13 protein-coding genes are annotated in these 14,161 nt (G+C 46.4%); 2 read left to right on the forward strand and 11 right to left on the reverse strand.

The window, feature by feature from the left end; genetic code table 11:
• Positions 1-35 precede the first annotated feature (35 nt).
• The 5 genes from lepB to ACES2C_RS02340 are packed head-to-tail and all read right to left on the reverse strand — an operon-like array spanning position 36 to position 4,646.
• Positions 36-1,490 carry a signal peptidase I gene (lepB, locus tag ACES2C_RS02320; RefSeq protein WP_374165412.1) on the reverse strand — a complete coding sequence of 485 codons (1,455 nt, stop codon included), beginning with the start codon at positions 1,488-1,490 and terminating at the stop codon, positions 36-38.
• A gap of 8 nt (positions 1,491-1,498) precedes the next feature.
• Complete coding sequence (dapB, locus tag ACES2C_RS02325; protein ID WP_374165413.1) at positions 1,499-2,242, reverse strand: 4-hydroxy-tetrahydrodipicolinate reductase; 744 nt, start codon at positions 2,240-2,242, stop codon at positions 1,499-1,501.
• A complete protein-coding gene (locus ACES2C_RS02330; RefSeq protein ID WP_374165414.1) occupies positions 2,239-2,946 on the reverse strand; it encodes a DUF5683 domain-containing protein in 708 nt (235 codons plus the stop codon). The genes dapB and ACES2C_RS02330 overlap by 4 nt, the downstream gene beginning before the upstream one ends.
• Positions 2,947-3,843 (reverse strand): ParB/RepB/Spo0J family partition protein, encoded by an 897-nt coding sequence (locus ACES2C_RS02335; RefSeq protein WP_374165415.1) that lies wholly within the window; start codon positions 3,841-3,843, stop codon positions 2,947-2,949.
• Positions 3,840-4,646, reverse strand: a complete 807-nt coding sequence (locus tag ACES2C_RS02340; protein ID WP_374165416.1) for a ParA family protein — start codon at positions 4,644-4,646, stop codon at positions 3,840-3,842. The genes ACES2C_RS02335 and ACES2C_RS02340 overlap by 4 nt, the downstream gene beginning before the upstream one ends.
• Before the next feature lie 166 nt (positions 4,647-4,812).
• On the opposite strand from ACES2C_RS02340, the gene ACES2C_RS02345 reads away from it, so the two are divergent.
• The gene (locus tag ACES2C_RS02345) at positions 4,813-5,337 is read left to right on the forward strand and encodes an NADPH-dependent FMN reductase (RefSeq protein ID WP_374165417.1); all 525 of its coding nucleotides are present in this window, start codon (positions 4,813-4,815) and stop codon (positions 5,335-5,337) included.
• A 154-nt stretch (positions 5,338-5,491) separates the two neighbouring features.
• Positions 5,492-6,283, forward strand: coding sequence for a DUF3575 domain-containing protein (locus ACES2C_RS02350; RefSeq protein WP_374165418.1), 792 nt, complete (start codon positions 5,492-5,494; stop codon positions 6,281-6,283).
• A gap of 174 nt (positions 6,284-6,457) precedes the next feature.
• Here ACES2C_RS02350 and ACES2C_RS02355 read toward each other — a convergent pair whose 3' ends face one another.
• The 6 genes from ACES2C_RS02355 to ACES2C_RS02380 all read right to left on the reverse strand — a co-directional run bounded on the left by ACES2C_RS02355 (position 6,458) and on the right by ACES2C_RS02380 (position 14,122).
• Positions 6,458-7,201 carry a LytR/AlgR family response regulator transcription factor gene (locus ACES2C_RS02355; protein ID WP_374165419.1) on the reverse strand — a complete coding sequence of 248 codons (744 nt, stop codon included), beginning with the start codon at positions 7,199-7,201 and terminating at the stop codon, positions 6,458-6,460.
• Positions 7,176-8,234 carry a sensor histidine kinase gene (locus tag ACES2C_RS02360; RefSeq protein ID WP_374165420.1) on the reverse strand — a complete coding sequence of 353 codons (1,059 nt, stop codon included), beginning with the start codon at positions 8,232-8,234 and terminating at the stop codon, positions 7,176-7,178. Before ACES2C_RS02360 ends, ACES2C_RS02355 begins: the two co-directional genes overlap by 26 nt.
• An 11-nt stretch (positions 8,235-8,245) precedes the next feature.
• On the reverse strand, positions 8,246-9,073 hold the full coding sequence (locus tag ACES2C_RS02365; protein WP_374165421.1) for a LiaI-LiaF-like domain-containing protein: 828 nt from the start codon (positions 9,071-9,073) through the stop codon (positions 8,246-8,248).
• 100 nt (positions 9,074-9,173) lie between these two features.
• The gene (locus tag ACES2C_RS02370) at positions 9,174-9,701 is read right to left on the reverse strand and encodes a hypothetical protein (RefSeq protein ID WP_374165422.1); all 528 of its coding nucleotides are present in this window, start codon (positions 9,699-9,701) and stop codon (positions 9,174-9,176) included.
• A gap of 145 nt (positions 9,702-9,846) precedes the next feature.
• The gene (locus ACES2C_RS02375; RefSeq protein WP_374165423.1) at positions 9,847-11,235 is read right to left on the reverse strand and encodes a hypothetical protein; all 1,389 of its coding nucleotides are present in this window, start codon (positions 11,233-11,235) and stop codon (positions 9,847-9,849) included.
• Positions 11,236-11,332: 97 nt separating this feature from the next.
• Positions 11,333-14,122: a TonB-dependent receptor domain-containing protein gene (locus ACES2C_RS02380; RefSeq protein ID WP_374165424.1), complete on the reverse strand. Its 2,790-nt coding sequence runs from the start codon at positions 14,120-14,122 to the stop codon at positions 11,333-11,335.
• Positions 14,123-14,161 lie beyond the last annotated feature (39 nt).

Below are 14,161 nucleotides of genomic sequence, written 5' to 3' on the forward strand. Positions count from 1 at the left end.
GTTCAGCCTCTCTTGCTTTGTTTGGTAGTCTCTTATTAGTGAATGCCCATAAAGAGCCTGTTCCACCTGATCTTGCCGAGGAAGCTTCCGTTGGTATCCCAGCTCATCCAGACGAAGAGCGCTTTCCCTACAATGTGATCTTCCGGTACAAAACCCCAGAAGCGTGAGTCGAGTGAATTATCGCGGTTATCGCCCATCATCCAGTAATAATCCATTTTAAAGGTATAGCTCCCTGCGGGCTTGCCGTTTATGACGAGATGGTTGTCATCGCCTTCGACCTTATTCCCTTCATAGACTTCAATAGCACGCTTGTAAAGCGGAATAGTAGTACTGTCGAGCTTTACTGTCCAGCCCCGCTTAGGAATGATCAGCGGGCCGAAGTTATCCTGATCCCACTTAAAGCGTGTGTTATGCGGAAAGATCTGCGGATCGCCAGATTTACCATCGACTATGACCGGCCTGATCATCTTTACATTGGACCAGGTCTTGATAGTAGCGGCATTTTCAGCTGTCAGGTTAATGCGGTATTCATCTTCACTCAATCGCATTACATCTGCCGCCTGGGGATCAAGATTGATGCCGAGGTCAACGAAAGCCTGGGGATTGAAATCAGTACCGTCAGTCCGGATATCATAAAACTTCTGCCCGTGGGCAGGTTTTTCAGATAATTTACCGTTTACATACACGTTGGCAGCCACTATGCGGATCGTATCTCCCGGGATGGCGATACAGCGTTTAATATAGTTCTCCCGCTTGTCGACCGGCCGATTGAACGGTGCATCAGCCTCCATCGGATAGTTAAATACCACGACATCACGGCGCTCAATCTTCTCAAAACCGGGCAGTCTGTGATAATCCAGCTCAATAGCATCCCAGTATGCCTTTGTTCCGATGACCGGCATGGTATGGTGGGCAAAAGGAAACGCGATGGGGGTCATAGGAACCCTGGGACCGTAGTTTACCTTGCTGACGAAAAGGAAGTCGCCTATCAGCAAGGACTTTTCCATTGATCCGGTAGGGATGGTGTAAGCCTCCAGAAGGAAACTGCGGATGAGGGTTGCTGCTACAACCGCAAAAATAATGGCGTCCGCCCATTCCCTTCCTGCTGTCTTTTTAAAGGGGTATTTCTCACGGAACTCCCTGCTTGCAGAAAGGCCGTAGTACTTTGTCTGCTCATCTAATCCCCAAAGCGGGAAAAAGATGAAAGGCAAAAGCACTGCTTCTGCATGCTCAAGGAATGTAAACTTGCGGTAACACTTCACAAAGTCAATGATGAGGCCGATACCGATGATGATGTTAATGACGGGAATGAGGAAGATGATCAGCCACCACATTGGTCTTCCGGTAAGCTTTAACATCACATACACATTGTAAAGAGGAATAATAGCCTCCCATCCCTGGCGCCCTGCTTTAACGAAGAGCTTCCACAGCCCTGCGTAAGTCAGGACCGTATAGAGGACGGCGACTATAATAAATGTTGTCAGACTCATTGTTATACTTAAATATTAAAATCAAACATATCCTTCACGGAATAGAAGCCCTTTTTGCCCCTGATCCATTCAGCGGCAACCACGGCACCCAAAGCAAAACCGGCACGACTGTGAGCGGTGTGCTTTAACTCAATCTCGTCGACTTCCGAACTGTAGATCACTGTATGGGTTCCGGGAACGTCTTCAATACGGTGAGATTCGATGAGCAGTTGATCGGGCTTGCTGATCACTTCCTCCCCTGTTCCTACCAGGTTATTGATCCACTCCTTTTTCCGCTCTATTTCGCCCACGATCCCCTCGGCGATCGTAATCGCTGTACCGCTTGGCGAATCAAGCTTCTGAGTGTGATGAATCTCTTCCACCTGTACATCGTATTGCGGATAACCGTTCATGACCCTTGCCAGCATCCTATTCACGTAAAAGAACAAATTAACTCCTATACTAAAGTTAGAGCCATAAAGAAGTGATTTGTTACCATTCACGCACTCATCTTTAATTTCCTGGAGGTGTCCATACCAGCCGGTGGTGCCAACTATTACAGGAACACCAGCAGCGAAACAGGTCCTGATGTTGGCCAGAGCCGACGCAGGCGTACTGAAATCAATTGCTACGTCAGCCTTCTGCAGGTTCTCCGGCGTAAGCTCGCCGGTATTTGATTCATCTATGGTCAGTACAATTTCGTGGCCGCGCCCTAATGCAAAACCTTCGATAGTACGACCCATTTTTCCATAACCTAAAAGGGCTATTTTCATAATGATATGGTGAGTTTTAATGCCGGAACCGGCGTTGCTGATGCAAATGAAGCTGGAGGAGTGGCGAGCAAAGACGGCCGTACACTGACACCTAGTTTATCACTGATGTCGTATCTGAAAAACTTGGCATCAACGTATGCGTCAATAATATTAATGGTGTGAATTGCAAGGAATCCGAGAACGCTGAGGTCGCGATTCCTGCGATAAAAATTCTGAGCGGAAATCAGCTCTTGATCCCCATACCGTTCATAGTCAGGATCGTTGGTCTCAGGTTTGTCAAGCTCATTCCTTTCTATGCGTAACCGCCGGTACCGAAGCTCGTGCCAAATATCGCGATAATACCGGCGGTTAAAATCGTAGGCCAGAGCCACGCTTACCATTCCGCCATATATAAAAGGGACTTTCCACCAGCGGTGATTCCGGATCTGCCCCCAGCCGGGGATTATAGCAGAGCTCCAGGCAGCCTTGCCTGGCAATGCTTCGAGCGCCAGGCGGGCGGAGTCCTTCACTATGGTGTTCTTACCTTTCGTGCTTTTTACTGAGGGGCCGATTGTGGTGTCCTTCTTAGTGAAGGTCTTGGGCTTCCTCGATGCAGGATTACCCACTGCCGAGTCCACCTTCACGTAGGCAGAGTCAGTCTGGCAAAAGCCGGGCAGGGCAAGAGCAAGGGCTGCAATCAGAATAAAAAGCCTGAGAACGTTCATCTACCAGTCTAATAGTTCGAGTATGCGGCTGAGGTCGTCTTCCGATACAAAAGGAATCTCGATCGCTCCCTTTCCTTTTCCCTGCACTTTCAGTCGCACTTTGGTAGCAAACTTCGACGCCAGATCATCCTGGATCTTCTGGAACTGGAAGGAGACGGCTTCGTTCTTTGCAGGTCTTTCCCTTTTCTTTCCGGCCTGCTGAATCTCACGGACCAGTTCTTCAGCCTTGCGGACCGACAGCCCTTTATCTATAACTTCTCTATGGACAAATAATTGTTTATCGACATCATCAAGGCCTAAAATAGCCTTGGCATGCCCCATAGTGATTTCGTTATCGCGAATAGAGGCCTGAATGGCCGGTGGCAGCTTCAGCAAGCGAAGGTAGTTGGTTACGGTAGAGCGGTTCTTGCTCACCCGGTCGCCCAACTCTTCCTGTTTCAGGTTACACTCATCAATCATCCGCTGGAAACTAAGCGCCACTTCTATTGCGTTTAGGTTTTCGCGCTGAATGTTCTCTATGAGTGCCATTTCCAGCATCTGCTGGTCGTTTGCCGTGCGGATATAGGCCGGCACCTCCGTTAGCCCTGCCAGCTTGGAGGCACGCAGTCTTCGCTCACCAGAGATAAGCTGATAGACGTTGCCTGCTTTCCTGACGGTGATGGGCTGGATTAATCCCTGTAGTTTGATGGATTCAGAAAGCTCGTTCAACGCGTCCTGATCAAAGTCAGAACGGGGCTGAAAGGGATTCACTTCGACCTCACTGACTTTAATATGGCTGACATTCCCCGGCGATAGAGAGTCACGTTCCGAGTGCCTTGCCGGAGCCTGTACGGCGTCTGAATCGTTCAGTAATGCACTTAGTCCTTTTCCTAAACCTGTTTTTCTAATTTGCGTCATGAATTAACCGTTACTTTATTACTTCCGCTCTCTTTCACTAAACCATTCTTACGAATAATCTCCCTTGCCAGGTTCAGATAATTGATAGAACCTTTACAGTTGGCGTCGTGCATAATCACTGATACGCCGAAGCTGGGCGCTTCACTCAGACGCGTATTTCTTTGAATAATGGTGTCAAATACCAGATCCTGGAAGTGCGTTTTCACTTCTTCCACCACCTGATTGGATAACCTGAGCCGCACATCGTACATGGTTAACAGAATGCCCTCGATTTCGAGATCAGTATTCAGGCGGTTTTGAACGATTTTGATCGTATTCAAAAGCTTGCCCAATCCTTCAAGAGCAAAATACTCACACTGAACGGGGATGATCACCGAATTGGCGGCTGTTAACGCATTGATGGTGATCAGACCGAGGGACGGAGAACAATCGATGATGATAAAATCGTAGTCGTCGCGCACCTTGTCAAGCACTGCCCTCATCTTGTATTCACGATCAGTAAGATTGATCATTTCAATCTCAGCCCCTACAAGGTCAATATGAGCCGGCAAGAGGTCCAGATTAGGAGTGTCGGTCTTCTGGATAGCAGACCTCGGCTCTACGTCATTAATGATACACTCGTAAATACTCTCCTTTATTGTCCGCGGATCAAACCCTATCCCTGAAGTTGAATTGGCCTGCGGATCTGCATCTACCAGTAAGGTCCGGTATTCCAGCACTGCTAAGCTAGCCGCCAGATTTATAGAAGATGTTGTTTTGCCTACCCCGCCTTTTTGATTAGCCAATGCTATAATCTTACTCATTCCTTATCCTATTATCTAACCGTGTTATTAATTAACAGCATCAAACACAGCCACATTAAAAATGTTATTTTTGCCTGATGCGCATTTTTTTACAATCGCCTAAGATACGAACTTTAAACAATTTAAAGGGTAGCCCCATTTCTCGTTTTACACATATTATCCACAGATGACCACTATTGTTGCTAGCACGAACCGACCAGACAGCTACACCCTGAAAACAGCTGCTTATTACGAGAAACAGCTGCGGGAGAAGGGATATGAGGCAGAGATTCTGTCGCTGACTAACTTACCCGAGGGCATCATTCACCCTGCGATGTATGAGAAAGAAAAGCTTAAGAGTTTTGAGGAGATTCAGCAGAAGATTACCCGAACGGCGAAGTTCCTTTTTATCATTCCAGAATATAATGGCAGCTTTCCCGGCATCCTGAAGGTGCTGATTGATGCCTGCCGGTACCCGGAGAGCTTCTATGGTAAAAAAGCAGCGCTGGTTGGAGTGTCGACGGGAAAATATGGCAACATCAGGGGCGTTGACCATTTTACAGGCATATGTCATTACCTGAACATGAATGTGCTGCCGCTTAAACTGCACATCCCCCAGATCCATAAGGAGCTGAACGAGAAAGGCGACTTTTTCAAGGAAGACACCCTGAGGTTTACCAACCAGCAGATTGAACAGTTCATCGTTTTCTGACTGCGCATCTCTGCCAACAATAATATTATAAACCTGCAACCCAATTTATTACCTCTCGTATAACAATGGAATGCGAGATGGGTCGTTTTTAAAAGGAGGCAACAGGAGCCTTTTGTTCTATTGACGTCCATCTCTTAAACTGTAAAAAGAATATATGAGATCTTACTTTACTTCATTACTGATTCCGGCTTTGCTGGCACTTACACTTACAGCCTCGGCCCAATCTTCAAGAAGACAAGACGATGGTGACCTGACAGAACGCAAGAACCTTCTGAAGATAAATGTTCCGGCGATCGCATTAAACAACTACTCGTTTCAATACGAGCGGGCTATTGGCAAAAAGATCTCAGCTGGGCTGGGTTTCCGCTTCATGCCTAAAACAGGACTGCCGCTTAAGGGTACCCTTGAGACAGTGATAGATGATGAAGAAACATGGGACAAACTAAAGGCGCTGAAAACAAGTAATACAGCAATCACCCCCGAGGTGCGCTTCTATTTTGGCAAGAGCGTTTTCAGAGGCTTTTATCTTGCGCCATTCGCCAAGTTTGCAACCTATAAGGCAGATCTTCCCGAGTTTGATTATACAGTGGAATACACTGACCCTTCTCACGGGATCAGTATCTCACGCACAGAAGAGATTCCACTAAGCGGCGACCTGAAAACCATCACGGGAGGCTTGCTGATTGGAGCACAGTGGAAGCTGAGTAAGCTGCTCTACCTTGACTGGTGGATACTTGGCCCTCAATATGGTTCGTCGAAAGGCCATTTGAAAGGAACAAAGCAACTGGACCAATACGAACAGCAGGCGGTAAGGCAGGAACTGGAGGATTTAGACATTCCAATTGTTGATTCAGAGGTACACGTGGACGGCAATGGGGCAAGAATGGATCTCAAAGGACCATGGACCGGCTTACGTGCAGGACTTGCACTGGGGGTAAGATTCTAAGATTTAAAAAAAGCTGCACCTGAGCGCATCAGCGGTTACCGCTGGCCTGCTGAAGTTACCAGGCTTAATAGAATAAAACAGAAAAAGCTGCACAAGTGCAGCTTTTTCTGTTTTATTCCGGTTCGGCCGGCATCTCTTGCGAATATCCGACTCACCACCTCTCTGCTGGTTGATCTACATCTGTAGTAGCTGTTTTAACTTTGCGTAGCCGGTTTTACTGACCGGAAGGCTATCCCCTCGTTTCAGAAGAAGCTTGTAGGAGTCTTTTTCATAGGGTACCAAACCTGTTATCTGAGGTACCTGAACGATATAGGACCTGTGGATGCGCACGAACTGCTTGTCGTCGAGCGTATTTTCGAAGAACGCCATGGTCTTATTCTTCAAATAAGTCCCCTCAGCAGTATGGATCTTGACGTAGTCGTCGTAGGCTTCCAGGTAATGAACGTCAGCTGCCGGTATGATCTTAATTGCGCTTCTGTCTTTCACTACGATCCGCTCATTGAATACCGGAGACGGGGCTGAATTTTCAAGCAAAGCCTGCACCTGCTGCCTGGCATCATTCAGATTTCGCTGTTCGATCCATTTATCGACCGCCTGCTTGAATCGTGTTTTATTGAAGGGCTTTAAAAGATAATCAATGGCATGAGTCTCGAAGGCTTTTATGGCATATTCATCGAAAGCGGAAGTAAAAATAACAGCAGGCCTTGAATCGAGCAGCTCGAGCATTTCAAATCCCGTGATCTTCGGCATTTGAATATCCAGAAAAATAAGATCAGGCTGGTGCTGCGCAACAGCCTTTACGCCTTCAAATCCGTCGCCGCATTCAGCAACAACTTCAATCTGCGGATAATCTTCCAGATATTCCCTTACTACTTCCCTTGCTAAAGGTTCATCATCTATTAATATCGCCCTTGTCATACTGAGGTATTTTTACCGTGGTTGTAAAAATATCATTTTCTCCGCTTGTTTCAAGTAAATCAGTGCGGGCAAAAAGCAGATAAAGGCGACGTTTAATACCTGTTAGTCCGAAGCCGGTCCCGCTTTTCGGTCTGACGGTATTGATGTCATAGGGGTTCCGGATCCGCAGCACCAGGTAGTTGGGCATGCAGCTGGCCGTGATGCTGATTGTGACCTGTCCGGTTGTGTCGTAGAGGCCGAACTTAATCGCGTTTTCGACGAGAGGCTGCAGGATCATGGCGGGAAGCACGAGATTACCGCAACCGTCTTCCTTTGACACCTCGGTATTAAGACGGTGGCCGAAACGGACCTTCTCAATATCAAGGTATAACTGAAGGTGCTGAAGCTCGTCGTCGAGGCTCACAAACTCGTTTTCAGACTTTCTCAATGTACCACGAAGGAAGTCAGACAGCTGGTGAATCATGGTCCGGGCTTCCTCTGGGCGCCTTCCTACCAGCGCACTGATTGAGTTGAGGCTGTTAAACAGGAAGTGAGGCTGCAACTGCTGACGCAGGTTGAACAGCTCTGCCTCCCTGGCCAGCTTTTCAGCGTCAGCCTTTCGCCTTTCGTTCTCTTTCTGATCGTGCAAGGTATACCACAGCATACTGACCAGCCCTGTCCCGCTTATCAGGAGAAAGCCCAGGCATCCTCTGATAATAAGAGATTTATCAAGAAGGTCGACGTAAACCTGATTCGATGAAAAGAGATAGAGCAGGGCCCAGCGGGAGACGAATACCCATAAGCCCGACAGCAGCAGACACCATGCAACGACGTTTGCATAACGTCCTTTCCCTGGCTGGTAGAAACGAAGCGTATTGCTCACCACCGTAGAAGCCAGGAATAGAAGCACATTGCTGACCGCTGCATCCATCGCTGCTGTTTGCCACTTGAATCCTATTACATAAAGGGTGGCGGCATGCATTCCCATCCAGATCAGCCAGGCGATGGCCAGGGTGATGACCACACGTTTAGAAGAAAATAACGGAACGTCCACGTCGTCAGATTTTAAAAGCTACGGATATCAATACCTCCGAAGACGGAAGTGCCTCTCAGGATTAAGACCTTGCCTTCAGCCATGTTACTGGCCGGAACAAGGGGCCTTTTATCTTCGATTCCACCAAACAGCGCGGCGAGATCGGAAGAGACCTTCCACTGGGGAGGGATAATGAGCTTGGTCCCGCCAAAGACCTGGGTAATATCAATCACAACAGGACCATGAATATCCGACTGAGACAGGTTGATCTCCGCACCTCCCATGATCGTTACGATATCGCCGCCCCTGAAATCCTTGGAAAATATATTTTTCTTAATTCCGCCGAACACGGAAACCGTGTCCAGATAGTCCTCTTTAAATCCGTCGGGTCCTTGCTCTGCTGCATGATAGAAGGCATCAGCAGCCGGATCAGGAGCAGTACCTTCCCCTTCTACCGTATTACCTGCAACAGGGTCTTTCACCCTCTTATCCCAGCTAAACTGATCATGTTGCCCAAAACGACCGTTTTTCTTCCTGCCAAGGATGAGATAGAGTCCCAATCCCATGATGATGACGGGAAATACGAAATCGTGCATCTCAATTCCGGGGATAACGCGGCCGGCCAGGAAGATCGTTCCGATAAAGATCAGGATAAACGCTCCGGGATTCCTGAATTTATTCCTTACGCCTGAGAAGATGCCGAGAATGATGAGGATCATTGGCCAGGAGGTGATCCACCCGGGGATGAAATCACCGAACGAGCGGATTAAAAAAATAACGCCAAGGACCAGGAGAATAAGCCCGGCCCATTGCTTTCCGGAACCAGGCTTTTTATGATGATGTGTGTTTGCAGTTTCCATATCTTAATCTTTGCTGTAAAGATATGGGAGTTATGCTGCCTCAACAATAGCATTTAGGCAAAGGGGAACAGAAATTCGGTGAACAGGGGAATTTCGCCGGTTAAAACAAAGACTCAGCAGAGGTAGAAAGATTAAAATACTGCTTGATATGGAGTGTATCCACCGGCTTGTTGTTTGACTCTAGTCCGAGTACGACTCTGGCTTCCAGCAGCCATCGCTTTTCATCCACTCGCATTCCTTTCACAGATCCCCCCAAGGGCTTTGTAGCCGTATAGTCGCAAGTAGGGCAAGAGAAATAGGAGGTTACTTTTTCTCCGCCGGCTATATCCTCGGATGTGAGGGTAAAAGAGGATCCTGACGAAGGAGCCTTAATCAACAATCCCTTTCCTATTGTAGCCAGACCCGAGGCTTTACTTGCTGCGACAAAAAGACGATCGTTACCGCTTGTAATGGTTCCGTTCGAATAACGTGCATTGTTGTAGTAAAGATAGCGGCATTGCCAGCCAGCCTCGCACTCTGTTAAGTTAGCATCATCGACTATTGCTTCGCCCTTACTCTTTGAGCATCCGTTAATGAGGACCAGGCCCGGAATAACGGCCAGAAGGAGTACAGATTTAAGTGTTTGCATGACTAGTGGTTTTTGTACCTGTACGGGAGAGCAGACGTAAACGCGACAATCCGCTCTATTTTAAGCATGACAAGTACACATAAAGCAAGAAAGCCCCAGCTGATGCTGGGGCTTTCTTGCTTTATGTGTACTAACCTATTTAGATTTAAAACGATGCTCCGGTAGCTGCTGCTGAATTTGCTTTCAGAGTAAAGTTTGGAGCAGTGAGGCTGAATGGACTATTCAACAGATTTGCTGCATCAGCCTGTGTGATCCTTCTGTTATTCTTAGAATCGAAGTAAGTCTGCAATTCCTGGACAGTATCAAATGAAGGGGCATTGTTGTTGGCATTCTTACCATCTGCCACGAGCTCTTTATCAAAAGACTGATAGATATTGTTCTTCATAATTGAGCTGCCATCCTTTAATGCATCACCAGTTTCTTTATCGCGGATATCAAGTCCGTATCTCGCGTTTATGAAGATTGAGTTAGCAAGAACGAACTTAGCACCTCTTCTCCACAGGTTAGCATACTCATGTCTCACATTTGCATTGTTTCCAGGACCGACAATGGTCATGTTTGAAATTACAGGGCGTGTTCTGGGACTGGTTGTAAACTGAGATTCAGAGTTGTCTGCCTCTATACCATTTGACTGGCCGGCAGCGTCGAAGTTTTCAGGAGTACGAAGACCTACTAAAAACTGGAGCTTTCCTGAATAGCCGTTATCAAAGTCAAATACATCGTCAACCGTACCAATTGATACCAGATACTTAGCATTTACTGTACCGCCGAACCATTCGTATGAGTCGTCACCGCAGAAAGACACCTGAATATGATCAATCGTTGTACCAGACCCTACAGATCCAAAAGTCAGTCCGTTGATCTCGTTGTTCGGAGTGAACTCTACTCCAGGGTACTCAACGCGCACGTACTTTAAACTTCCGGAGTTGTCGCTATCATCGCTACCGCCGTGTTTTCCTGCTCCTGACGCGTCATCAACTCCTCCTTCGATAACACCTTCTCCGCCAGGGAGATTATTTTTTGCTTTACCTAACAGGATAATACCACCCCAGTCACCTGGATTTCTCTGACCTGCTGCCATATTAGATGTAAAAACAATAGGCTCGGTTGCTGTACCGTTTGCAACTAACTTAGCACCTCTGGTTACAATAAGAGCGCCCTTTGAATTCTTATCTCCTCTGATAATTGTTCCGGCAGGAATAGTTAAGGTGGCATTATTCTTTACATAAACAAACCCTTTTAACAGATAAACACCTTTAGTTAAGGTTCTGTCAGCAGTTATCGCTCCCTCAAGAGTGGCTGTGGTAGCAGGGTAGTCTGCTGCATTAGGATTAAAGTTAGTCCAACCAGTGGTCCAGTCCGTAGTTCCGAACGCACCAATGTAATTTACCTTTTCGAAAAATGCGTCACTTAATTCTGCGACATTGTCTTTCCGATCATCAATAACATCATCGTCGTTATTTTTGCTACATCCTGAAAATATTGCCAGACCTAGCATCAGAACCGCCAATAAACTTTGTCTCTTTTGTATCATATCGTTGAATATTATTCTGTTGTAAAACTAAAAGCAGTAGATTAAGAAGCTGTTAAGGATATATTATCAATACCTTCTTTATAGCTGTTCGCTCCTGTTAAAAAGTGTGACTGTAACCGATCGTGATATTAGAACCCAGCCTGTAAGCCCGGTTCAGGTTATCTCCCTTATCGAATTTGCCGTTATCGTTTATATCCTGGTATTCCACGAACTTGTTATTCAGGACGTCACCATAATTCAACTTCAATTCGCCCTTACCAGCTCCAAGACTCTTCGATATCTGAAGATCCACCACATGACGGGGCTTCTCATAAAGATCCTTGTCAAGAATGTTGCCTACTGCCACAATCCGCCTTCCATAGGTGTTATAAAGAAGACTTATCCCGAAAGGATTTTTAGCAGGAGAAGCATATTGAAAGCCGGCGTTTATTAGATAAGGAGATTGTCCCTGCAGTGGCCGCCTTCCGTTCTTATTGATGCGCGCCTTTGAAACTTCTACAGATGAATAGATATAAGAGGCGTTTGCACTAAAAGTGAAGTTCTTTAGTTTTTCATCGATCAGGTCTAAGCCTTTACGGATCTCGAACTCTGCTCCAAACAGATTTGCGGTTGGCGCATTCCAGTAAGAGAAACTTCTCCCTGAACTAAAGTCGAGCGACATTTCGATAGGGTCTTCAAAGTACTTGTAAAAACCTGATATCGAAACTACTTCTCCTGCTTTAGGATAGATCGCGTAGCCTAAATCGAAGTTGTTGGTAGTAGATGGGCGCAAATATGGCGCACCTACAACATTTGCGTTTCTCCTGTGATCGTAGAAAGAGAAAGGTGCAATTTCTCTGAACTCGGGTCTTCCAACGGTTCTTGAAGCAGATAAACGTACGCTAGCCTTCTCTGTCGTATTGTAAATAATATTTAAAGAAGGCAGCAATGTATTGAACACTGTGTCAATCTTCAGAGGATTATTATTATTGGATGTTGAGTTCAATTTCTGCGCGTACGATTCCATTCTTACTCCTACCCCCACTCTTACTTTTTCAGACAGATACCCGTCGAACATGGCGTAACCAGCATTCAAGAAAGCATCTGCATCATAGTTATCTGTTCCGTTGGTAATATCGCGCAGGAAGAACCCGCCCACCCGGATGTTCTCAGGGTTAAACAACTGGTCCTGGGGGTAATCCTGAAGAGATGTATCAAAGCTCACATTATTATAAGCTCCGCTGATATAACCCAGTACGCGTGCTCCAAAGCTCCTGTCTCTGTACTGACCGAAATAGCCGAATTTTACTTTACTATTTTTCTGATTGAACCAGTTGACAGGCAAGCTGAAATTTGCTGATGCTCCGTATAAATCCTCTTTCAGGTCGGAGTAGAAGTCACCAAGTGTTGTCGGAGAACCAACCAGACCAACATTGAGTTTGTATGGACCAGCTTCTGATTCTGTTTCACTTTGACTTGTCAGTCGTTTAAAGCCAGGCTCTGATCTCTTTGTATTGGCATAATTCAGATTCCAGTCGAACTTCACCTTCGACCCAAAAGCATGCTCACCAACAAGCTGGCTGGATATCAAAGATCTTTCGAGGAGATAATTAAAGTTATTTCTGACGTAATTGTCAATTTCGATTCCACTTCTGCTGGTGAATTGCTGCTCGATCACACGGTTGTAAATGTTTTTGAATGCCAGCTTGTTTGAACCCCAGGAGTAAGCAAAGTTAGCCAGTCCACCGATGCTGGTGTTGTAATTGTAGAGATTGTCATTATACTGAAAGTTCAGACTTTGCCCCACATATCCGTTCGTTTCTCCTTTTTGCAGCCGCTCATCATAGCGATACGATAGCGAAAATACTGTCCCGAACTTATTGTTGTTCTTCAGGACTTTGCTGGTTCCATACGTAGCCTGTAAGATAGGGCTTGGAATAGAGGTATACATCTGAGGTCCCCAGTTATTAGAAAACTTCCGGGCCTCCACTAACTGCTGCTCCACAGGTAAGTTCGTGTAAGCAGTCTTGGATGGGAAGGACGAGGGAAGATTACGGCCCTTATCATAAGTGCCAAACATCCCCTTGTTCTTATTCTGAGGGCCTATAAAATCCTTGAATGTTGATTGTGTATTATAAGCTGTACCTATGTTAAGCGTCATGAAGGGAGACTCCGGAAAATCCTTCGTTGAAATCTGCACGACACCCCCTGAAAAGTCACCAGGAAGATCCGGAGAAGCGGTTTTGTTCACCACGATCTTATCTACAAGATTAGAGGGAAGTATGTCAAAGGAAAAGGCCTTCTTGTCAGGTTCAGTATTTGGAAGACTGGAGTTATTAAGCATGGCTGAGTTATAACGATCGGCCAGCCCTCTTACCACGATGAACTTGTTCCCCTGAATACTGGCGCCACTCACCCGTTTAAGCACGTCAGACGTGTTGCGGTCGGGAGAGCGACGAATCTGATCTGCAGAAATACCGCTCGAGATGCTGATGCTATTTTTCTGCTGAGCATAAAGCGCGCCGACGCTAGCCTGTCTGGCCGAAACATTGATCACGACCTGCTGAAGTTGCTGGCCTCCGGATTCCTCCATCACAATATCCATGTTGGATACTGTTCCTGCCTTTACAGCAATGTCTGACACTTTCTTCGCCTGATATCCTACATAAGAAAAAGCGAGTGTATATCTTCCGGCTGCCAGGCCTCCTATGTTATATCTTCCTTCAACATCAGTTGAGACTCCTTTGGCCGTACCTTCAACCTTTACAGTCAAACCGATCAGCGGTTCTCCCGTCTTTTTGTCGGTTACCTTACCTGAAATACGTCCAGTCTGCGCTGCAACTGAAAGTACATTCAGGATGAATAAGATAAGTAATCCTGTAACTTTGAAATTGTAATAATTTTTCACTTCTGCTTTAATTGTTTGTAGCAAAAGTATTATCACAAT

Source organism: Arcticibacter sp. MXS-1 (genome assembly GCF_041902385.1).
GTDB lineage: Bacteria > Bacteroidota > Bacteroidia > Sphingobacteriales > Sphingobacteriaceae > Arcticibacter.